We start from the raw sequence: 21,753 nt of genomic DNA on the forward strand, positions 1-21,753 counted from the left end.
TCGTGCCGCGACACGCAATATCGTCCTTGAGGCACATAAACAGGCGCCCCGCAGGTTACTGCTTGGTGAAGTCGACGATAGGCCTGAGCTGCGTGAAGTCGTTGGGATAGTACGGCGGCACGGCCTGGGGATTTTTCTTGCGCGCGAGATCGATGAACTTGCGGTCCGCTTCCAGGACGAGCATGACTTCGTGCCGGTGGATTCCGTTGGAGTGCGCTCGCTCGAGGTCGCGAACACTCTTGGCCCGATAGGCGATGGTCCGCATCAACAAGTCGTAGAGCGCCTTTGGCCGACGCGCTTCTGCCCTCTGCCGCGCCTCTTCTTCGTTCCGATGCAGGCGCGCCCACAGGGACGACGCGGTCAAACCTGGTGCGTGCTCCGCCAAGGACGCGAGTTGAGCCTTGGGGGCGTCAGGGTCGAAAGAAATTCCCTCGGCGGCCAGGAATTCCCTGAGCTCGAATATCCTTAGCTCCAGCAGCTTGTCAGAAGTACTTCGCGTGCCGAGTCTGGCGATTTGATCGACATCGATCCAGTTGGACGGGAAGGACCCCAGCCGCTCGAATGTGTCGCGCCATTCTTCATATTCGCCCCACTTCCACTGGCGGCCCTTGAAGAAGACTTCATAACCTTTCTCGAAGTAGCCTCCGAGATTGAGCCCATCGCTACCCGTCTCCGTCACCAGGTCCCGCAGTTGGGATTTCTCTTCAGCGGAAATGCCCTCGACCGTTTCCATGACTTGCGCGAAAACCCGGTCGTAAGCGCGCACAGGAACAAGCGCTGTCGGCGCAGACGGCATGCGCAGCGCTGCGGGCCGCGGCGCGATTGCCTTTTTCTTGGTGCGGAACAAATCCAGGAAAACCACTTTACTCCCCTACGAACAACGCAGCCCACAGCCTTCAGCTGTGCACTGTCCATCACTGCCTGTCAAAACATCATCATTTTACCGGGACGCGGCGGCATTCGCCGCTGCCCCCCGATTGCCTGCTCGGCCAGCCCGACGAGCGAGCGCTTGTAGTTTCGCCGAAACCAAACGATGCGGTTTCGGCGACCGTGGAGATCGTCCTGCTCGATCTTTTCCCGGGTACTGACGTGCACCGTCAATCGCAAAACGGCCGTTGATTATATGCAAACTGGTAACCATCATCGCGAAGGATAGTTGCATCGGTAAGTCGTATAGGCAAATTCGCAAACCGGGGTGCCCGGCCAGCATAGGCAATTTAGTAAGATGACCCAGCCAAAATAGACGAATCGGTAAGCGGCATATAAACTCTGGTAACCGCCCATGCATCCATTAATTCACACCGCAGTCCGTCTATGGCTCACGCTCCACTCGGCTACAGCGCCCTGATCGCGAAGTTCAGGCTTCGCGTACCGCCCCTGCATTCCACCTCCGAGCTTTCAGACAAGACGGGGGTCCTGAGCACGCATACCGGTGCGGACGGCAGCGTGAAGACGGTCTATCCCAGGAACCGCTACCGCGGCGGCGACACGACAGTTGACCACCTCACCTTTGCGTTGCGCAAGGAGCCGTTGAACCTGACCGTGCTCGCCGCCCTGTTCGAGCACCAGCCGGCGATTGACGAGGTCGCCCAGTGGCTGGCGTCCTCGCCCGGGTCGCGCTATGCACGGCTGGGCGGCTTCTACGCGAAGTGGCTTGCCGGCGCTGAATTCGACTACAAGCTGCCAGCCGGAACCGCGCGGGTTCCAGCGCTTGACGAAGCGGACTATGTAACCGGCACAAGCCAGATCGACGCACAGTTCGGGATCCTGAACAACCACCTCGGCCCGGCGGCATTCTGCCCCCTGGTACGCCGCACCGAGCGCCTTGAGGCATTGATCGGCGCCGACCTGCCGGGAAAAATCGCCGCCGCGATCAACCGGCTCGAACCGGAAGTGCTCGCCCGCGCGGTGGACTATCTCTATCTCGCTGAAACCCGATCGACGTATTCGATCGAGAAGGAACTGCCCGACAACCAGCGTGTCGCCAGGTTCAGGCGCCTGCTGGAATTTGCCGGCGCCCCGGTGCGGCTCGACGAGGCGCAGTTCTGCGAATGGCAGAACGAAATCATTGCATCGATCCGGGCGGAGTACGCCTATCGCGACCGCCAGAACTGGCTCTCGCGCGGCGGACGGCTGCGCAACATTGCCGACTACATCCCCCCGCCCCCGCAGCAGGTCGAGCCGATGATGGAAGGCCTGGCACAGGTTGCGGACCTGATCAGGACGAAGGCGGCGCACCCGCTGATCATCGCGGCATGCGTTTCGTTCGGCTTTGTCTATATCCACCCGTTCTATGACGGCAACGGGCGGATCCACCGCTTCCTGATCCACCATCTGTTGCGCCAGGCCGGCGTGACGCCGGAGGGTGTCGTATTGCCGGTTTCGGCGAGCATGCTGAAGAACCTGCAGGTCTATGCCGGCTTGCTCAAGGACTACTCGGCGCCCCGCACGGGGCTGCTGAACTATGTCCTGGACTCGGACAGCGACACCATCCTGATCAAGTCGCCGCAGCCCAACTGGCTGTATGCGTCGTTCGATGCGACCGCCCTTTGCGAGTTTGTCTTTGAATGCATCCAGCAGTGCGTCGAGGAAGACCTCGCGCTGGAGATCCGGTACCTGAAGGCGTTCGACGCCAGCGTGGCGCGGATCGAAGGATGGCTGGACCTGCGCCAGCCGCGCCTCACCAACCTGATCGACCTGGTGGTCCAGAACCACGGCGAGCTGTCGAACCGCAAGCGCGCCAGATTCACGGAATTGTCCGATGAAGAAATCGCGCGGATCGAAGAGGTGGTGCGCGACGAATTCGCCGACTACTTCGAAGCCACGGTGAAGGCGGACTGACCTCGGCTGAGGTGGTGTCTCGACGACCGCGAAAAAAAATCCGGCAACGTGGAATAAAGCCGGCTCCAGGTGTGTTTACTTCAACGTAGCCCGCCCAACGACAACCTGGAGAACGCCACATGAAGCTCCCCCTGCCCGCTTTCATGCTCGCCGCCCTTGCGGCGACGGCCGGATCGAACTGCCTGGCAGGCGGTGTCGAGGTGTCGCATAGTCATGGCCAGACACCAGTGGTGCGGCAGCCGGAACCCTTTGTCGCCAGCACCGCAAAGCCGTTCGCACAACGGATGGACGACGCAATGGCCGTCATGGATGCCGGCATGCGCGCCGCCGCCATGAACGGCGACCCCGACCACGACTTCGTCGCGATGATGATCCCGCATCACCAGGGCGCCATCGACATGGCCAAGGCGTTGCTGCTCGACACCAGGGATCCTGAACTGCGCAACCTGGCGCAGGGCATCATCACCGACCAGCAGAACGAGATCCGCCTGATGCAAGCCTGGCTTGCCCGCCATCCGAAGGCCGCGCCGAGCCTCAACCCGGCACCTGCCCATTCTCACTAAAGGAAGCCCACATGAAGCAGACCTCGCAGCTTGCGCTGGTCCTGGCCACGGCGTCGTCGCTTGCCGCCGCGGCACCGGCCGCCAGCGACCGCGTCTACACGGCGGACCAGAACAGCAACACCGTGTCGGTCATCAACCCTGCCACCAATACGCTGCTCGGCCAGATCCGCCTTGGCAACGCGCGGCCCGATATCCTTTCGCCGCTCTACAAGGGCGAGATCAACGTGCATGGCCTGGGCTTCTCGCCGGATCACAAGACGCTGCTTGTCGTCTCCAACGGCTCGAACTCGGCAACGTTCATCGATACCGCCACGAACCGGGTCAAGGGCGTTGCCTATATCGGCCGCTCGCCGCACGAGGGCTTCTTTACCGCCGACGGCAAGGAAGCGTGGGTGGTCGTGCGCGGCGAGGACTATATCTCGGTGATCGACCCGGCCAGCTACAAGGAGATCCGCCGCATCCCGACCGCACCGGGGCCCGGCATGGTGCTGTTCCATCCCGACGGCAAGCTCGCCTTCGTCGTGTCCAGCTTTACGCCCGAGGTCGATGTGATCGACGTCGCCACGCACCAGGTGGTCAAGCGCATTCCGGTCGCCAGCCCGTTTTCGCCCTTCCTGCAGTTCACCCCGGACTTCAGCGAAGTGTGGATGACGCACAAGGACGTGGGCAAGGTCACCCGCATCGACACGAAAAACCTCAGCGTCAGGGGCGTGTTCGATACCGGCTTTATCACCAACCATCTCGGCTTCGCCAGGACCGCGCGCGGCACGCTCGCCTACGTGACGGTCGGCGGCGAGAATGCGGTCAAGGTCTACACCACCGACGCCGAGCCGCGCCTCGTCGCGACCATCCCCGTCGGCGCGCTGCCGCATGGCATCTGGCCGTCCGATGACGGCAGCCGCATGTATGTCGGCCTGGAAAACGGCGACGGCGTCGACGTGATCGACACCGCCACCCAGCGCGTCATCGCCCGCACTCCGGTGGGACAGGCACCGCAGGCCCTGGTCTATGTCTCCAACGCCGTGCCGGCCGGCGATGGCAAGGCAAACCTCACGCCGCGGGCAAACAGCGATCCCATCAACATTCCGCTCAAGGCTACCGCCGGCTCGGGGCGCGGCTTCGTCGTGGCACGCAACCTCGGCCTGGTCGATGCGCTGGAAGTGTTCCTGTTCCAGCTCAAGCCGCAGACTGTCTACGACGTCTACGTGTCCGGCCACCGGACGCCCGTTGCAAGCTTCAGGACCAATGCCGCAGGCGCCGCCAATGGCACGGCCATCGGGCCGTTGCGCGAGGTGGTGCCCGCCTTGTCCGGGAAGCAGCCCGACGCCGCCACGCTGCTGGTGGTCGAGGGCAACGCGCCGCCGACCACCTCCCATGCGGTGCTGACGGGCACGCAGTAGCTTGCGCTTCAGCTGCCGCGGTACGTGCCGAAGCTCCACGGCGAGCACAGCAGCGGCACGTGGTAGTGCTGCGCGGCGTCCGCGATGGTGAAGCGCACGGGCACGATGTCGGCGAACGTGTCCGGCGTCATGAAATAGTCCGCCACCCAGAAACGCAGCTCGAAGTCGCCGGTGCGGGCCTGGGCGGCGGGCAGCATGGGCGAGTCAGTGCGGCCGTCGTTGTTGGTGCGCGCCTTTGCGATCAGTTTCGGGGGCTGCGTGCCGACGTCGAACAGTTCGATGTGCATGCCGGCAATCGGCTTGCCGAGCGATACGTCGAGCACGTGGGTGCTGATGCCTGCCATGGTCTGTCTCCTTTCAGTGCGACGGCATCAGCTGCCGCGGTAGTAGTTGTAACTCCACGGCCCGAACAGCACGGGCAGGTGGATGCGCTGGCTGGCGTCGGTCACGCGCAGGCGCAGCGGGATCTTCGACAGGAACAGCGGCTGCGGCAGGCTGGCCTTGCGGGCCGCGAAATACTCGTCCACGTGCAGCACCAGTTCGTAGGTGCCGGTGCGGTAGGCGTCGCCGAGCAGCAACGGCGGTTCGCTGCGGCCGTTGGCGGCGAGCGTCACCGTCTGCAGCAGGCGTGGCTGTCCGTTCTCGACGCGGTACATGTCCACGCGCATGCCGGAGGCGGGCGTGCCGTGCCAGGTGTCGAGCGCGTGCATGGTCAGCCGGGGGCCGAGGCCGCCCTGCTGCACCGGGCCCGCGGTCTGGTTGGGTGCGGGCGCCGTTGCCGGGCCGGTGGCCAGTGCGTTGCCGGCCAGCAGCGCACTGCCTCCCAGCGTGATCGATTGCAGGCCAAAGCGGCGGCGGGCGGCATTGAAGCCGGGATCGTGATCGTCGTGCATGTCAGGCCTCGCGCTTGTGATGGAGACGGCGGATGCCGAACACAACCAGCACCGCAGCCAGGATTTCGATGGCGGCCACCAGGTACAGGCCGCTGCTGACCGTGCCGGTCGCGGTCTTGATCAGGCCCATCACATAGGGCGCGCCAAAGCCGGCGAGGTTAGAGACAGAGTTGATCAGGGCCACGCCCACCGCGGCGGCGCTGCCCGCCAGGTAGCGGTTGGGCAGTTGCCAGAACACGGGGATGGCGCTCATGGTGCCGACCAGCGCGGCGGTCATGGCCAGCAAGGTGATCACCGGCGACAGCGCCTGCGCGCCCAGCATCACGGCCAGCACGGCCATCGCTACCCCGCCGGTCAGCGCGGCGCCGCTGAAGTGCCAGCGCACCTCGTTGCGGCGGTCGGAGTGGGCGCCGTTGGCGATCATGCCGACCGCGCCGCAGAGGTAGGCCACCGCCGCGATCCAGCCCACCGCCATCGGCGTGGTGAAGCCGACTTCCTTGATGATGGTCGGGATCCAGAAGGTCAGCGTGGAATTGGCGCACAGCAGGCAGAAGAAGATGGCGATCAGCAGCCACACCTTGCGGTTGGTGAACAGCGTGCGCCAGTCGTGCCCACGCTCGCCCATGGCGGCGTTGTCGCGCTTCAGGGCATCGAGCACCACGCGCTTCTCGTGGTCGCTCAGCCAGCTGGCCTGCTCCGGCTTGTCGGTCATGTAGAACCACGCAAAGATGCCGGCCAGCACGGACGGGATGCCTTCGAGGATAAACAGCCATTGCCAGCCATGCATGCCGTGCACGCCGCCCATCGAGGTCATGATCCAGCCGGCCAGCGGGCCGCCGAGCACACCAGCGATGGCCGATGCCGACATGAAGGTGCCGAAGGCGCGGGCGCGCCGCTCGGACGGATACCAGTAGGTCAGGTAGAGGATCACGCCGGGATAGAAGCCCGCCTCGAACGCCCCCAGCAGGAAGCGCAGGATATAGAACTGCGTTGGCGTGGTGACATAGGTCTGCAGCATGCAGATCACGCCCCAGCAGATGGTGATGCGCATGATGGTCTTCTTGGCGCCGATCTTCTGCAGCAGCATGTTCGACGGCACTTCGAAGAAGAAATACCCGAGGAAGAAGATGCCGGCGCCCAGGCCATACACCGCTTCGCTGAATCGCAGCGAATCCAGCATCTGCAGCTTGGCGAAGCCGATGTTGACGCGGTCCAGCCACGCCAGCACCCACAGCACGCCAAGAAATGGCAGCAGGCGCCACGACACCTTGCGGAAGACGCTGGCTTCCGCATCGTCCGCCGTGCCGGCGAACAGCGGAACGCCCTGTTTTGTAATGGACATGGAGTCTCCTGTCTTGTCGGTTTGTGTGGTGCGGCCGCTGCCGCGGGGATGCTGCGGCGTCGGCCTTCCGTCTGGATTGGGTGCAAGTATAGGAACGGGCCCGGAATGCGGAACGGGGGGGCTGGTATAGGCCCTATATCAGCTTGGATATGGCCCGGAAAGCCTTGCCTGGCGCGGGTTTCCGGTCATTTGTCGGGTCCCTTGGCAGACCTATGGATTACCCTAGGGCGCCGGCTTTGCCACCCTGCGCGGGGCACCGGTGGGCAGCACTCCCGCCCGCGTGCGGGTTCGACCGCGTTGCCGTGCGGTGCGCAAAAGGCTACAAAGCCGCCATGGGCAGCACGTAACATGCGACGGTTGCGCCGCCGGCTGCCCACGCCTACTTACCGACCAGAACGCCCGAGACTCCGCATGATCCGCGCCGACGACCCCTTTGATACCTACCTGCTGCGCGTGCTGTGCATCCTGATTGCCGAGCAGAGCGTCTCGCGCACCGCCATCCGCCTGAACCAGTCGCAGCCGGCCATCAGCTCGGCGCTCAAGCGGCTGCGCGCAATCTTCAACGACCCGCTGCTCACGCGTGAGAAGAACGTGATGGTGCCGACCGAGCGCGCCCTGCAGATCGCCCGCAACGCGCAGGCGGCGCTGAGCGCGCTGGACAACCTGCTGGTGTCGGACGACCGCTTCGACCCCGCCACCACCGAGCAGAGCTTTACCGTAGCCATGCCGGACTACCTCGCGCCGCCGTTCTTTGCCCACGTGGTGCGGGAGTTCCGCCGCGTGGCGCCGCACGCGCGGCTCGCGGCGATTCCGCTGACCGCCACTTTCGACTATGAGCAGGCGCTGTCCGAGGGCGCCATCGATATCGTGATCGGCAACTGGCCTAATCCGCCGGAACACCTGCACCTGTCGGTATTGCTGGAAGACGAAGTGGTCTGCATGGTGGCGCGGGACAGCGTGCATAACCAGCCGGGCAAGTTCACCGCGCAGGCCTACCTGGGCGCTGCGCATATCGTGCCCACGCCCTACTCGCGCGACCAGCGCGGGCTGGTCGACACGGGCCTGAGCACAATGCGCGTGCACCGCGACAACCGCGTGAGCTGCCCCTACTTCAACCTCGCGCCGAGCCTGATCCCGGATACTGACCTGATCCTGACCACGGGCCGCCACTTTGCCAACTATCACGCGCAGCACGTGCCGGTGGCGGTGCTCAGGCCGCCGATCGAGTTCCCGTTCATGCGCTTCTACCAGCTGTGGCATCCCGCGCGCCACCGCTCGGCCGCGCATGCGTGGCTGCGCGGCATGCTGACGGCGGCGTCGCAGGCGCTGCGTGACCTGCGTGACCTGGGCGCTGCCGGACGCGCCTAGCGGTATCGGATTCTGTTATGCGTCCTATACGGCCGGGCCCCTCGCCGCGGCCATGCCTGCTTTCTATACTCGGCCCGTATTCGGTTTCCATGCCCGGCCCACTGCGGCGGGCCTTACGGGAGAGCAGTCCATGTCACAGTCACTCGATCTGGCGCCGGTCAATGCGCTGGACCAGTCCGGCTTTACGCAAGCGTTCGGCAGTGTGTTCGAACATTTTCCGCTGGCCGCCGAACGCGCCTGGGCGCAGCGGCCCTTTGCCTCGGCCAGCGCGCTGCACGATGCGATGATGGATGTCATCCGCAAGCTGGATGCGAAAGCCCAGTGCGATTTCCTGAACCTGCACCCGATGCTGTCCGCCGGCAATATCCGCTCCGGCACCATGACGGCGGATTCCAATGCCGAGCAGAAGAGCGCGGGGCTGGACGCGATGTCGGCGCAGCAGGAAGCCACGCTCGACCGCATGAATGCCGCTTACCACGCGCGGCACGGCTTTCCGTTCATCATCTGCGTGCGGCACTACACGCGCGACGGCATCTTCGCCGCGCTGGAACGCCGTATCGACCGCAGCACGCAGCTGGAGCTGGACGAGGCGTTGGCGCAGATCGGCGCGATCACGCGCGGGCGGCTGCAGGCACGGCTCAGTACGCTGGCCTGAATGCCGTGACGGGTGCGGGACGCAGGCCATCAGGCGATCCAGGCCAGCCGCGCGTCCCGGCTTTCAGCGCTGCGCGCCGGGCCCTTGCAGGTGCGCGCATTGCATCAATCGGCGACCGGACCTATTGGCGTCCACCCGCATACCTTGATAAATCAACTTATTGACCGAATAACCGACAATTCCGCACTTTTTTACCGGAATTACCCTAGGTTTTCGTCTATATATAAGTAATGATCTTGACGTATAACCTCGCTTCAACCATATTCCGTCCAGCCCAGGCCGGGAGCCGGCTTCAAGGCCCTCGCCGCTTGTTGAGCATTCAAAAGAAGATTGGTGAAGGAGACATACAATGCAGCACATTGATGTACAAAAGCTGGCCGACAACGCCCGCTTTAACCGATTCCATGCGCGCGTCCTGGCCTGGTGCCTGCTGGTGATCATCATCGACGGCTATGACATCGCCGTTGCGGGTGCCGCGTTGCCTTCGATCATGAAGGAGATGGGCGTCACCGCGTCGACGGCCGGCTTCATGGCGAGCTCGGCGCTGTTCGGCATGATGTTCGGCGCCATCTTCCTGGGCGCCCTGTCAGACCGGATCGGCCGGCGCTGGACGATCTCGCTGTGCGTGTTCCTGTTCAGCGTGTTCACCGCGGCCGCAGGCCTGACCAGCGATCCGGTCACGTTCAGCGTGATGCGGTTTATCGCCGGCCTCGGCATCGGCGGCGTCATGCCGAATATCGTCGCGCAGATGACGGAATACTCGCCGCGCAGGATCCGCAGCTTCATGACCACGGTGATGTTCTCCGGCTACGCCATCGGCGGCATCCTGGCCGCGGTGATCGGCAAGCAGTTCATTGCCGGATTTGGCTGGCAGATCGTGTTCTTCGCGGCCGGCGTGCCGGTGCTCCTGATCCCGTTCATCCTGAAGACGATGCCGGAGTCGCTGTCGTTCCTGGTGTCGCGCCAGAACGAAAAGGACCTGCGCACCCTCGCGCAGCGCATCGACCCGCAACTGCGTCTGGATGCCGGCGCTACCTTCCGCGTACCGCAGCAGGACCGCGCCACCGGTGTGCCGGTGGCCCGCCTGTTCCAGGACGGGCGCGGCTTCAGCACGGTCATGTTCTGGATCGCCTTCTTCACCGGCCTGTTCATGGTCTATGCGCTCAGCACCTGGCTGACCAAGCTGATGGCGATGTCGGGCTACAGCCTGGGCTCGGCGCTCAGCTTCGTGATCGCGCTGAACGTGGGCGCGGTGGTCGGTGCGATCGGCGGCGGCTGGCTGGCCGACCGGTTCCATATCAAGTGGGTGCTGGTGGTGATGTACCTGCTGGGCGGCGGGTTCCTGTACCTGATGACGTTCAAGACCTCGACCGAGATGCTCTACCTGCTGATCGGCGCGGTGGGTGCCTGCACTACCGGCGCGCAAATCGTCGCCTATGCATATAGCGGCCAGTTCTATCCGGTGTCGATCCGTTCGACCGGCGTAGGCATGGCCTCGGGCATCGGACGGCTCGGCGCCATCGCGGCGCCGGTGCTGATCGGGCTGATCGTTTCGCTGCAGCTGCCGCTGGCGCAGAACTTCCTGGTCATCGGCGCCGCGGGGATCGTGGGTGCGCTGGCCCTGGCGTGCATCAACCATCGGCTGTCGGCATCGGCGCAGCATGCCGATGCGGCGGCAAGCGTGGCCCCGGCATCGGTGGTGCCGGGCGTGGCTGAAGCGCGAACCTGAGAAAGTCTTGCTGGCGAGCGGCGCGACGGTGCGCCGCTGGAAATAGAGGGCGGGCCCGGCACAATGCCAGGGCCCGCTTCTTCTTTGAGGTCAGTCGACCGCGTCGACGATAAAACGGCGGGTAATAGTTACGCCGGCCCGCACGCGGCGATGCCGGACCGCCCAGACGACCGCACGCATGGCCTTGCCACCGTGGGACTCGACCATGCGCGTACACCGCTCCAGCGCCGCATCGTCCGGGAAATAGCGAAGCTCGGCGGCACTGCCCAGGATCACCGCAATGTCCAGCGCGGATTGCTGGCGCATGGCCAGCGACAGCAGTCGGCTGAGGCGGCGTGTCACCGCATTGGCGTCGCCGGGCCATTGGCGCCTTGCCTCGGCCGGGATGGTCCGGGCCGCGGCGCGGATGCGATGGAGCATGTCGGCGATGCCCATTTCCGGTTGGGTGGACCGGTGGGTTCGCGCGGCTTGTGCCACTTCCATGTCTTGTGTTCCAGCGAGCCTTTGTAGCAAGAGTCCGAAGAATACTAGGTATGCGCCGGCTATACGTCAATATCATTACTCATATTTACTGAAATATCCGATACCAGGCCAGGTTCTGCCTGTCAAACGGCAGAAATAATAATCAAGATCCTTGCGCAAATGCAGAAGAAGAGGACGACAACACACATCCGGACCGATTGAGGTAGGACCAGGCCCGCGCCGCCCCACCCTTCGCCCCGCGCACGTGTGTGCTCCCCGCCGCCTTAGAATAGGCACACCCATGGCAAGCGCACGGCGCGCCAGTGTCCAACCCACACCATGACCAAACCAGATTCCACGTACGACCCGTCCGACGCATCCGTCCATAACCGGCTGTTCTTCCGGCTGTTCCAGGCCGGCAATACGCTGGACCGGCAGACCAGCAAGTCGCTCGGCATCACTACCGTGCAGTGGTCCGTGCTGGGGGCGCTGTCGCGGCCGCAGGTATCGGAAGGCATGTCGTTCTCCGAGCTGACGGAATACCTTGTGGTGAGCCGGCAAAGCCTCGATGGCGTGCTCAAGCGGCTGGAGCGGGAAAAGCATGTCCAGCGTGTGGCCGACACGGTGGACCGCCGCGCCAAGAAGGTTGTGCTGACGCCAAAGGGGCGGGAGTTCTGGAACGGCCTGCAACCCAGGATCTATGAGTTCTACCGCCAGGCACTGGCGAGTTTCGGCTTCGACGACAAGGTTTCGCTGGTCCATTTCCTGAACCAGCTCAACGCCGGCCTGGCCAGCGTACATATGGAGGCGGACCCCGGCGCGCGCGCGCCGGAGGAACCGGCACGGTCCGCGTAGGACCGGCCACAGTCGCGACGCTCGACACGGCCAGCAACGACATCCGTAGCGCCGCCGACACCCGCCGGGCTATGACAAAATAAGCCACGCACCGCCCCGCTTCCGTACCGCCTTGCCCGTCCCGCGACATTGACCCAGTTCACCGCCACCGTCCCGATTTCACTGGTCAACGGCTTCCTGTCCGGTGCCGACCCTGCCGCCATGGCGCGGCTGGCGGAGCGCGCCGGGATCCCGCGTGGCCTGTTGCAGGCCCCCGCCGCGCGCGTGACCGAGGAACAGTTTTCCACGCTCTACCGCGAACTCGCGATGGAGCTGGACGACGAGATGCCCGGCATCTTCAGCCGGCCGCTGCGCAACGGCACGCTCAAGTTCCTGTGCCTGAGCCTGCTCGATGCGCCGCGGCTGGAGGTGGCGCTGCACCGCTTCGGCCAGTTCTTCCACCTGATCCTGGACGATTTCCGGCTCGAGTCCGGGCGCGAGGACGGCTTCGGCGAGGTCGTGCTGCAGGCCGACCCGGCCGGCCCCGGCGTCAGCGCGCTGGGCAGCGAGCTGATGCTCAAGCTGGTCCACGGCGTCGCCTCCTGGCTGATCGGCAAGCGCATCCCGCTGGCCCGGGTGGAGTTCGATTTCCCGCGGCCGCCGCGCGCCAGCGATTCGCTTTACCTGTTTCCCGGCCCCGTGCAGTTCGGCGGCCGCCAGACGCTGCTCAGGTTCGACCACGCCTACCTGGACATGCCGGTGCGCCGACGCAAGGCCGACCTGCAGAAGTTCCTGGCGCGCGCGCCGGAGGACTGGATCTTCGTCTCGTTCGAGGAACAGATGGTGTGCCACCATGTGCGCCAGTACCTGGCCGACTGCCTGCCGGCGACGCCGACCATCGAAGCGGTGGCGCAGGACCTGCACTTCTCCGTGCGCACGCTATGCCGGCGGCTTACCGCCGAGGGCACCACCTTCCAGGCGATCAAGGACGAGGTCCGCCGGGACATCGCCATCCAGCGGCTGACGCGCACCACGGACGCGATCGCGGAGATCGCCTTCGATATCGGCTTTGACAACCCGACCGCCTTCCATCGCGCCTTCCGCAACTGGACCGGCAGCACGCCCAAGGCCTACCGGACCATGCCCGCGAGCGCCTGACAAATCCTGCCACCCGGCCGGGGCCCGCCGGCCAGCGCGCATTCCCGCGCGCCGGTTTGCATAGGGCGGCAGGTTTCGTCAATGAATGGGCAGCTTTGGATAGCCGCGGCCGGCGCTTCCCGCGTTACGATCTCGTTAATCACCCATCACGGCCCGCATTGCGGCCAGGCGCCATGGCTTGCGCGCCACCCAGGAACAAAGACGTACTACGTACAGACAGGAGACATCCATGACCTACCGTGCCCCGCTCAAAGACATGCTGTTCGTGATGAACGAGCTCGCAGGTCTTGAAGCTGTCAGCCAGCTGCCCGGCTTCGAGGAAGCCACGCCGGAAACGGCCGGGGCCGTGCTCGACGAAGCCGCCAAGTTCAACGAACAGGTATTGGCGCCGCTCAACCGCACCGGCGACCTGGATCCGAGCAGCTGGAAGGATGGCGTGGTCACCACGACCCCCGGCTTCAAGGATGCCTTCCGCCAGTTCGGCGAAGGCGGCTGGCAAGGCGTGCTGCATCCGCAGGAATTTGGCGGCCAGGGCCTGCCCAAGCTGATTTCTACCGCCTGCATCGAAATGCTGAACAGCGCCAACCTGTCGTTCGCGCTGTGCCCGCTGCTGACTGACGGCGCCATCGAAGCGCTGCTGACCGCCGGCTCGGACGAACAGAAGGCCACCATCCTGCCCAGGCTGATCAGCGGCGAGTGGACCGGCACCATGAACCTGACCGAGCCGCAGGCGGGCTCGGACCTGGCCGCGGTGCGCACCCGCGCCGAGCCGCAGGGCGACGGCACCTACAAGGTCTTCGGCACCAAGATCTTCATCACCTACGGCGAGCACGACATGGCGAAGAACATCGTCCATCTGGTGCTGGCCCGCACGCCCGACGCGCCCGAAGGCGTCAAGGGCATCTCGCTGTTCATCGTGCCCAAGTACCTGGTCAACGCCGACGGCAGCCTGGGCGAGCGCAATGACGTGCACTGCGTGTCGATCGAACACAAGCTCGGCATCAAGGCCAGCCCGACCGCCGTGCTGCAGTTCGGCGACCACGGCGGCGCCATCGGCACGCTGGTGGGCGAAGAGAACCGTGGCCTGGAGTACATGTTCATCATGATGAACTCGGCCCGCTTCGCCGTCGGCATGCAGGGCGTCGCGGTGTCCGAGCGCGCCTACCAGCAGGCCGTGGCGTATGCGCGCGAGCGCGTGCAGAGCCGCCCGGTCGACGGCTCGGCGCGTGAAGGCGTCACCATCATCCATCACCCCGACGTCAAGCGCATGCTGATGACGATGCGCGCGCTGACCGAAGGCGCCCGCGCCGTCGCCTATGTGGCCGCGGCCGCCAGCGACACCGCGCACCAGCATCCGGACGCAGCCGTGCGCAAGCAGAACCAGGCGTTCTATGAATTCCTGGTGCCGGTGGTCAAGGGCTGGAGCACGGAGCTGTCGATCGACGTCACCAGCCTCGGCGTGCAGGTGCACGGCGGCATGGGCTTTATCGAGGAAACCGGCGCCGCGCAGCATTATCGCGACGCCCGCATCCTGCCGATCTACGAAGGCACCACGGCCATCCAGGCCAACGACCTGGTCGGCCGCAAGACCCTGCGCGACGGCGGCGCGGTGGCGCGCGCGATCTGCGCGCAGATCGCCGAGACCGAGGCCGCGCTGGGCAAGCATGGCGGCGCGGCCTTTACCGCGGTCCAGGCGCAGCTGGCCAATGGCCGCGCGGCGCTGGAAGCGGTGGTCGAGTTTGTGGTGGCCAATGCCAAGTCGGACCCGAATGCCGTGTTCGCCGGCAGCGTGCCGTACCTGAAGCTGTGCGGCATCGTGTTCTCGGGCTGGCAGCTGGGCCGGGCCATGCTGGCCGCGGATGCGAAGCGCGCCGAGGATCCGAACTTCCACGACGCCAAGATCGCCACGGCGCATTTCTTCGCACAGCACATCCTGTCGCAGGCAACGGCGCTGCGCGATGCCGTCGTCGGCGGTGCCGCGCCGGTCAATGCGTTGACGCCGGAGCAGTTCTGACCGCGCTTCAGCGCGTAGCGTAGTAGACACAGGCGGCCTTCGGGCCGCTTTTTTTATTGCGCGACTGGAGGTCGTTCCCCTAGCGCTTTGCTGCCAGCTCGCCGTCCAGCACTGTCAGGATGTGGTACGCGGCCTCCACCCGCGCCGGCACCGGCATGTTCTTGTTGCCGAGCATGACCAGTCCGATGCGCTTTGCCGGCACGAACACGACGTATGCGCCAAACCCGTTGGTCGACCCGGTCTTGTTGACGAGCACATCGGCGCCCGGAGCCTGCGGCGGCTCCAGCCTGTCGACCTTGTTGGCCTCGAACACCATCTGCGGCGAGCTGCCTGCCAGGATGGCGCTGACCGGCGTCGGATAGGCATACATCTCCCATCCCAGCCCCTGCACCATGCCGCCGACCTTGAAGTAGCCCGTACGCGTGGTGGCAATGGCGCGCAGCATGCTGCCGTCAAGCCCCGCCGGCGCCATGTTGGCCTCGACGAAGCGGATCATGTCGGCAGACGTGGTCTTCACGCCGTAGGCCTCGGAATCCAGCACGCCCGGCGTCACGCGCATCGGCTTGTCGTCCTTGGTATAGCCCCACGCGTAGTCCGCCATCAGCGGCTTCGGCACCCGGATATAGGTGCGCTTCAGGCCGAACGCCGGAAACAGGGTCTTCTCCATCAGGTCGTCGAACGGCTCGCCCAGGCTGCGCGCGGCGAGGTAGCCGAACAGGCCGATGCTGGGGTTCGAGTAACGCCGGTGGGTACCGGCCGCGTACGCCGGTCGCCAGGCCTTGAAGTAATCGGTCATCGCCTGCGGGCTGTTGACCGTCTCCGGAAACTGCAGCGGCAGGCCGCCGGCCGCATAGGTGCCAAGGTCGAGCAGGCTGGTCGTGCCCAGCGCGCTGCCGGCAAGCGCAGGCAGGTACTTGCCGGCGGGATCCGACAGCGACATGAGACCGCGCGCCTGCGCGTAGCCCGCCAGCGTCGCCGTGAAGGTCTTGCTGACCGAGCCGATCTCGAACAGGGTCGACTCGGTGACGGGCTTGCCGCCCCGCTTCGCCGTCACGCCATAGTTGAAGAAGTACTGCTTGCCGCCGGCCGTCACCGCGATGGCCATGCCCGGCACGTTGTGCGCCTTCATCATCGGCGCGATCGCCTCGTTGACGGCGCGTTCGAGCTGGCGCAGGTCGGCCTTGTCGGCGGCGTTCGTGGCTGGCGTGCACAGGAGGCCGGCGGCGGCAAGCGCCGCAAGGCGCGTGGGGGCAAGGGTCTTCATGTCAGGCAGTGGCAGGAATGTCGGCAATCCGCGAGGAATATACGCGTTTGAGCGCGGACCGCACAATGCCGCGCAGGCTGGTCCGGCGCTTAAGCCGGACGTTAGGACGCTGCTTCGGGGTTGAAGCCGAGCGCGGCGCTGACCACGCGGGCCTCGTGCCGCACGGCGGTGCCGACCGGCCCGTCGATCGACGGATCGAAGCCGCCGGTGGCGCCCAGCGCTGTCAGCACCGCGCACACGCGGCCGGTGTAGTCGCGTACCGGCGCGGCCACGGCGCTGATGCCGGTCAGGTTGGTGTCGCGCACCCAGGCGCAGTCGTCGGCCTGCACGGCGCGGCGCAGCGCGCCGATCGGATCGTCCCGGTCGAGCGATGCCAGCCGCGCCGGGCTAGCCTCTGCCAGTTCTTCCGCCGCTTGCGCCTGCACCCGGGTTTCGTCGAGCAGGCCCAGGAATACGCGCCCGGTGGCTGACCACAGCAGCGGCATCACCGACCCCGCGCGCACGTTCACCGTGACCGGCAAGCCCGGTTCTTCAAAACGCATGATGGTCGGGCCCTTGTTGCCCATCACCGCGACAAAGCACGTCACTTCCAGCGCCTCGCGCAGCCGCACCAGCGAGGCTTCGGCCAGCCGGATCGGGTCGGCCTGGCGCATCGCCGCCATGCCGATCTGCAGCGCCTCGTAGCCCAGGTGGTACTGCTGCGTGCCGGATTCCTGCGCAACCAGCCCCTCTTCCAGCAGGCTGACCAGGTAGCGATGCACCTTGGCCGGGCTTTCGTCGATATGCGCGGCCAGCGCGGTCAGGCTGGCGCGCCCGCCCAGTCTGGCCAGCCCCTTGAGCACCGCCATGCCCGTGACAGCGGACTGCACGCGCTGGCGGCGCTCCCGTGCGCGGGGCGAGGCGGCGTCGGCAGGCGTTTCGGGGGCGGCGGGCTTGGAGCGGGATGCGGGCATGGCAGTGGTGTTGGCATAGGCAGGCGATTAGGCCACGCCTCGTCTGGCGGCGGTAGGGCGGTCGCTTGCAGGTTAACCCTCATTCAATGATTACGCAATGCGTATAAGATTTACGCAAAACAGAAATTCATCGGAGACAACCACATGCCCCGCCCCCTGCTGCCGCGCCTGGCTATCGCCGCTTTCGGCGCGCTCGTCCTGCCCCTGCTGTCCACGCTGCCGGCGCACGCCGCCGACAGCTACCCGGCCAAGCCGATCCGCTGGATCGTGCCGTACGCCGCCGGCGGCGGCTCCGACTTCCTCGCGCGCACCATCGGCCAGGGCCTGTCGGCCAAGGTCGGGCAGCCGGTCGTGGTGGACAACAAGCCCGGCGGCAACACGGCGATCGGCGCGGCCGAGACGGCGCGCTCGGCCGCAGACGGCTATACCGTGCTGTCCGCCGACAACGGCACACTGGTGTTCAACCCGGTCCTGTACAAGACGCTTTCCTACCACCCGGGCAAGGACCTCGCGCCGGTCACGCTGCTGGGCCGCTTCCCGATGATCCTGGTGGTCGGCGCCAACAGCCCGGTGAAAAGCGCCAGGGAATTCATCGCGCAGGCGAAGTCCACGCAAGGCGGCGTCAACTATGGCTCCGCCGGCGCCGGCAGCCCGCACCACCTGGCGATGGAACTGCTGAAGGTCGAAGCCGGTGGCCTGCCGATGACGCACGCGCCGTACCGCGGCGCCGCGCCCGCGCTGTCCGACGTGGCCGCCGGCCAGGTCGCCGCGATGATGGTGGACTACGCCGCCGGCGCCGGCTTTATCAAGGGCGGCAAGGTGCGGCCGCTGGCAGTGGCCAATGCCACCCGGCTGCCGCAGCTGCCCGACGTGCCGACCTTCGCCGAACTGGGCTATCCGCGCGTCGAAGCTGCCGCGCTGGTCGGCATGGTGGTGCCGGCCGCCACGCCGCCGGAGGTCATCAACACGCTGAACAAGGACGTGGTCGCGGCGATCCGCGAGCCGGCGGTGAACAAGCGGCTGGTGGACTTCGGCGTGGAGCCGGTGGGCAATACGCCGGCGCAGTTCAGCGAACTGCTGCGCACCGAGTCGGCACGCTGGACCAGGCTGATCCGCGACCTGAAGATCACGCTGGACAACTGAGCGGGTATCGTTTTGAGGCCGTCCGGCCCGCCCGGACGGCAATGTTTTTGCAGGAGTACGCAGCATGGCCATCCCCTCCCCCGATACCGCGCGCGGCGGCTGTCCCGTCGACCATTCCGCCTTCACCGCCCCCAATGGCTGCCCGGTCAGCCACAAGGCGGCTGAGTTCGATCCGTTCGGCGACGGCTACCAGCAGGATCCGCCCGAATACGTGCGCTGGTCGCGCGAGCAAGAACCGGTGTTCTACAGCCCCAAACTGGGCTACTGGGTGGTCACGCGCTACGACGACATCAAGGCGATCTTCCGCGACAACATCACCTTCAGCCCGTCGATCGCGCTGGAGAAGATCACGCCCACCGGCGATGAAGCCAACGCGGTGCTGGCCTCGTACGGCTATGCCATGAACCGCACGCTGGTCAACGAGGACGAGCCGGCCCACATGCCGCGCCGGCGCGCGCTGATGGATCCGTTCACGCCTGCCGAGCTGGCGCATCACGAGCCGATGGTGCGGCGCCTGGCGCGCGAATACGTCGACCAATTTATCGACGACGGCCGCGCCGACCTGGTCGACCAGATGCTGTGGGAAGTGCCGCTGACGGTGGCACTGCATTTCCTCGGCGTGCCCGAAGAAGACATGGACCTGCTGCGCCAGTACTCCATTGCCCATACCGTCAACACGTGGGGACGGCCCCGGCCGGAAGAACAGGTCGCGGTCGCGCATGCGGTCGGCAACTTCTGGCAGCTGGCGGGGCGCATCCTCGACAAGATGCGCGAGGACCCGTCGGGTCCGGGCTGGATGCAGTACGGCCTGCGCAAGCAGAAGGCACTGCCCGAGGTCGTCACCGACTCCTACCTGCATTCGATGATGATGGCCGGCATCGTCGCCGCGCACGAGACCACCGCCAATGCCTCGGCCAACGCGATCAAGCTGCTGCTGCAGCATCCCGACACATGGCGTGAGATCTGCGAGGATCCGTCGCTGATCCCCAACGCGGTGGAAGAATGCCTGCGCCACAACGGCTCGGTGGCGGCGTGGCGCCGGCTGGTCACGCGCGATACGGAGGTAGGCGGCATCAGCCTGGCCACCGGCAGCAAGCTGCTGATCGTGACCTCTTCGGCCAACCATGACGAGCGCCACTTCGCCGATGCCGACCTGTTCGACATCCGCCGCGACAACGCCAGCGAGCAGCTGACCTTCGGCTACGGCTCGCACCAGTGCATGGGCAAGAACCTGGCGCGCATGGAGATGCAGATCTTCCTGGAAGAGCTGACGCGCCGGCTTCCGCATATGCGGCTGGCGGAACAGTCCTTCACCTACGTGCCCAACACGTCGTTCCGCGGCCCCGAGCACCTGCTGGTCGAATGGGACCCGGCGCAGAACCCGGAGCGCCGCGACCCCGCGCTGCTGGCGCAGCGCCAGCCCGTGCGCATCGGCGAGCCGTCGGCGCACACCAGCGCGCGCACCGTGGTGGTGGAAAGCATCGCCCCCGCCGCCGCCGGCGTGGTACGGCTGCGGCTGGCGGCGCCGGACGGCAAGCCGCTGCCGCGCTGGGCACCGGGCTCGCATATCGACGTGGAGTGTGGCGATACCGGGCTGTCGCGTCAGTATTCGCTGTGCGGCGACCCCGACGATGCCGCCGCGCTGGAAATCGCCGTGCTGCGCGAGCCCGACAGCCGCGGCGGCTCGGCCTGGGTGCACGGCAGCGTTACGGCGGGCGACCGCTTGCGCATCCGCGGCCCGCGCAACCATTTCCGCTTCGACGAGGGCTGCGCGCGCGCCATCTTCATCGCCGGCGGCATCGGCATCACGCCGGTCAGCGCGATGGCGCGCCGCGCGCGCCAGCTCGGCATCGATTACGAGATCCATTACTGCGGCCGTTCGCGCGGCTCGATGGCGATGCTGGACGCGCTGCAGGCCCTGCATGGCGAGCGCCTGCATGTCTACGCCGGCGACGAAGGCCGCCGCGCCGACTTCGCCGCCATGCTGGCCACGCCGCAGCCGCGCACCCACGTCTACGCCTGCGGCCCGCAACGGCTGCTCGATGCGCTCGCCGATGCCTGCGCGGCGTGGCCGGAGGACGCGCTGCGGGTCGAGCATTTCGTGTCGCGGCTGGGCACGCTGGACGCGTCGAAGGAACAGCCTTTCACCGTCGAGCTGAAGGACTCCGGACTGGTCATGGAGGTGCCCGCCGGCCAGACCCTGCTGGCGGCGCTGCGCGGCGCCAATATCGACGTGCAGAGCGATTGCGAGGAAGGCCTGTGCGGCTCGTGCGAAGTGCGCGTGCTGGCCGGCCAGGTCGATCACCGCGACGTGGTCCTGACCCGCACCGAACGCGATGCCAACGACCGGATGATGGCGTGCTGCTCGCGTGCGGCCGGCGGATGCCGGCTGGTGCTGGAGCTGTGACGGCGGCGACCGCATCGGCACAAAGTGCTTCCGACAGCCCGTCGCACGACGCCAACGCCGTGGCGCGTAGGACAATGCCTGACAACGGCAACAGGGGGCAGGGGCTAAAGTAGCAGGCTACAAAAAAACTAACCCACCCTGCCCCTTTATGCGCTTTACCCCAGCCGCCTCGACGGCGACGCCCCACCGCTCCCTGCCGGTCCTTGTTTCCGTGGCCGCCGCGTTGGCCACATTCCTGGCCACATCCCTGGCCGCCACCGCCGCGCCGGCAGCGCCGCCGGTGGAGGGCCAGCAGCTTTCCGGCCTCGCCACCCTGCTGCTCGGCACCGTGCGCGGCAAGCCGACCGGCATGACCGGCGTCACGCGGCTGACGGCCGGCAATGCCGACCGCGAATTGCGGATGGCCTGCCAGGAGCTGATGCGCGCCGGCCCGCTGGACCTGGACGACACCACGCGCTTCGAGGGCTGCGTGACCCGGCCTGGCAAGATCGTCGAGTTCCAGCTCAAGGTGTCGGGCGTGGATGCCACGCGCGACGGCACGCGCGAATACATGGCATCGGCCAAGCCGATCCTTGAGCGCGGTATCTGCCGCAATCCGGACGTGCCGGTGCTGGGCAAGCTTGGCGTGACGCTGCTGTACCACTACACCGCGGGGCGGCAGTCGCTGGTGCGGCTGAATATCGCGCCGGACCAGTGCCGGCGCAAATAGGCGCGCACTGAGGCACAC

At 66.2% G+C, this 21,753-nt stretch carries 19 protein-coding genes; 12 read left to right on the plus strand and 7 right to left on the minus strand.

From position 1 onward, the window contains the following. Positions 1-55 precede the first annotated feature (55 nt). On the minus strand, positions 56-862 hold the full coding sequence (locus ACAD63_RS27330; RefSeq protein WP_135702650.1) for a hypothetical protein: 807 nt from the start codon (positions 860-862) through the stop codon (positions 56-58). 452 nt (positions 863-1,314) lie between these two features. On the opposite strand from ACAD63_RS27330, the gene ACAD63_RS27335 reads away from it, so the two are divergent. From ACAD63_RS27335 to ACAD63_RS27345, 3 genes are all read left to right on the plus strand, one after another. Next, positions 1,315-2,841: a Fic family protein gene (locus ACAD63_RS27335; protein WP_434034656.1), complete on the plus strand. Its 1,527-nt coding sequence runs from the start codon at positions 1,315-1,317 to the stop codon at positions 2,839-2,841. A 119-nt stretch (positions 2,842-2,960) separates the two neighbouring features. Beyond that, complete coding sequence (locus tag ACAD63_RS27340) at positions 2,961-3,404, plus strand: DUF305 domain-containing protein (RefSeq protein ID WP_135702646.1); 444 nt, start codon at positions 2,961-2,963, stop codon at positions 3,402-3,404. 11 nt (positions 3,405-3,415) lie between these two features. After that, positions 3,416-4,804, plus strand: a complete 1,389-nt coding sequence (locus ACAD63_RS27345) for a hypothetical protein (protein WP_195427372.1) — start codon at positions 3,416-3,418, stop codon at positions 4,802-4,804. 8 nt (positions 4,805-4,812) lie between these two features. On the opposite strand, the gene uraH is transcribed toward ACAD63_RS27345, so the two are convergent. From uraH to ACAD63_RS27360, 3 genes are read right to left on the minus strand one after another with little or no spacing between them, the layout of a single operon-like run. Continuing rightward, positions 4,813-5,148: a hydroxyisourate hydrolase gene (uraH, locus tag ACAD63_RS27350; protein WP_434034657.1), complete on the minus strand. Its 336-nt coding sequence runs from the start codon at positions 5,146-5,148 to the stop codon at positions 4,813-4,815. A gap of 27 nt (positions 5,149-5,175) precedes the next feature. Then, positions 5,176-5,697 carry a hydroxyisourate hydrolase gene (locus tag ACAD63_RS27355; RefSeq protein WP_135702640.1) on the minus strand — a complete coding sequence of 174 codons (522 nt, stop codon included), beginning with the start codon at positions 5,695-5,697 and terminating at the stop codon, positions 5,176-5,178. 1 nt (position 5,698) lies between these two features. Then, on the minus strand, positions 5,699-7,039 hold the full coding sequence (locus tag ACAD63_RS27360; RefSeq protein WP_434034658.1) for an MFS transporter: 1,341 nt from the start codon (positions 7,037-7,039) through the stop codon (positions 5,699-5,701). Positions 7,040-7,450: 411 nt separating this feature from the next. Between ACAD63_RS27360 and ACAD63_RS27365 the strand changes: the two genes are divergently transcribed. From ACAD63_RS27365 to ACAD63_RS27375, 3 genes are all read left to right on the plus strand, one after another. Then, the gene (locus ACAD63_RS27365) at positions 7,451-8,407 is read left to right on the plus strand and encodes a LysR family transcriptional regulator (RefSeq protein ID WP_133094712.1); all 957 of its coding nucleotides are present in this window, start codon (positions 7,451-7,453) and stop codon (positions 8,405-8,407) included. A 130-nt stretch (positions 8,408-8,537) separates the two neighbouring features. After that, entirely contained in the window at positions 8,538-9,062 is a 525-nt protein-coding gene (gene uraD, locus ACAD63_RS27370) for a 2-oxo-4-hydroxy-4-carboxy-5-ureidoimidazoline decarboxylase (protein ID WP_135702638.1), read from the plus strand. A gap of 349 nt (positions 9,063-9,411) precedes the next feature. After that, positions 9,412-10,791, plus strand: coding sequence for an MFS transporter (locus tag ACAD63_RS27375; RefSeq protein ID WP_135702636.1), 1,380 nt, complete (start codon positions 9,412-9,414; stop codon positions 10,789-10,791). 90 nt (positions 10,792-10,881) lie between these two features. Here the strand turns inward: ACAD63_RS27375 and ACAD63_RS27380 are convergent, their stop codons facing one another. Further along, entirely contained in the window at positions 10,882-11,274 is a 393-nt protein-coding gene (locus ACAD63_RS27380; protein ID WP_135702634.1) for a hypothetical protein, read from the minus strand. Positions 11,275-11,592: 318 nt separating this feature from the next. Here ACAD63_RS27380 and ACAD63_RS27385 point away from each other — a divergent pair, with 318 nt between their 5' ends. The 3 genes from ACAD63_RS27385 to ACAD63_RS27395 all read left to right on the plus strand — a co-directional run bounded on the left by ACAD63_RS27385 (position 11,593) and on the right by ACAD63_RS27395 (position 15,259). Further along, positions 11,593-12,108: a MarR family winged helix-turn-helix transcriptional regulator gene (locus ACAD63_RS27385; RefSeq protein ID WP_135702632.1), complete on the plus strand. Its 516-nt coding sequence runs from the start codon at positions 11,593-11,595 to the stop codon at positions 12,106-12,108. A gap of 201 nt (positions 12,109-12,309) precedes the next feature. Continuing rightward, positions 12,310-13,245, plus strand: a complete 936-nt coding sequence (locus ACAD63_RS27390) for an AraC family transcriptional regulator (RefSeq protein WP_135703936.1) — start codon at positions 12,310-12,312, stop codon at positions 13,243-13,245. A 229-nt stretch (positions 13,246-13,474) separates the two neighbouring features. Next, complete coding sequence (locus tag ACAD63_RS27395; protein ID WP_434034041.1) at positions 13,475-15,259, plus strand: acyl-CoA dehydrogenase; 1,785 nt, start codon at positions 13,475-13,477, stop codon at positions 15,257-15,259. A gap of 79 nt (positions 15,260-15,338) precedes the next feature. On the opposite strand, the gene ampC is transcribed toward ACAD63_RS27395, so the two are convergent. Together ampC and ACAD63_RS27405 are read right to left on the minus strand one after the other, a co-directional pair. Continuing rightward, positions 15,339-16,523 carry a class C beta-lactamase gene (gene ampC / locus ACAD63_RS27400; RefSeq protein WP_434034042.1) on the minus strand — a complete coding sequence of 395 codons (1,185 nt, stop codon included), beginning with the start codon at positions 16,521-16,523 and terminating at the stop codon, positions 15,339-15,341. Positions 16,524-16,624: 101 nt separating this feature from the next. Then, the gene (locus ACAD63_RS27405) at positions 16,625-17,476 is read right to left on the minus strand and encodes an IclR family transcriptional regulator (RefSeq protein WP_133093174.1); all 852 of its coding nucleotides are present in this window, start codon (positions 17,474-17,476) and stop codon (positions 16,625-16,627) included. A gap of 144 nt (positions 17,477-17,620) precedes the next feature. On the opposite strand from ACAD63_RS27405, the gene ACAD63_RS27410 reads away from it, so the two are divergent. From ACAD63_RS27410 to ACAD63_RS27420, 3 genes are all read left to right on the plus strand, one after another. Further along, complete coding sequence (locus ACAD63_RS27410; RefSeq protein ID WP_434034043.1) at positions 17,621-18,619, plus strand: Bug family tripartite tricarboxylate transporter substrate binding protein; 999 nt, start codon at positions 17,621-17,623, stop codon at positions 18,617-18,619. 64 nt (positions 18,620-18,683) lie between these two features. Further along, complete coding sequence (locus ACAD63_RS27415) at positions 18,684-21,026, plus strand: cytochrome P450/oxidoreductase (protein WP_434034044.1); 2,343 nt, start codon at positions 18,684-18,686, stop codon at positions 21,024-21,026. Positions 21,027-21,174: 148 nt separating this feature from the next. Next, the gene (locus tag ACAD63_RS27420; RefSeq protein WP_135702622.1) at positions 21,175-21,735 is read left to right on the plus strand and encodes a hypothetical protein; all 561 of its coding nucleotides are present in this window, start codon (positions 21,175-21,177) and stop codon (positions 21,733-21,735) included. Positions 21,736-21,753 lie beyond the last annotated feature (18 nt).

The sequence above is a fragment of the Cupriavidus sp. a3 genome (assembly GCF_051015765.1).
Taxonomy (GTDB): Bacteria; Pseudomonadota; Gammaproteobacteria; order Burkholderiales; family Burkholderiaceae; genus Cupriavidus; species Cupriavidus oxalaticus_A.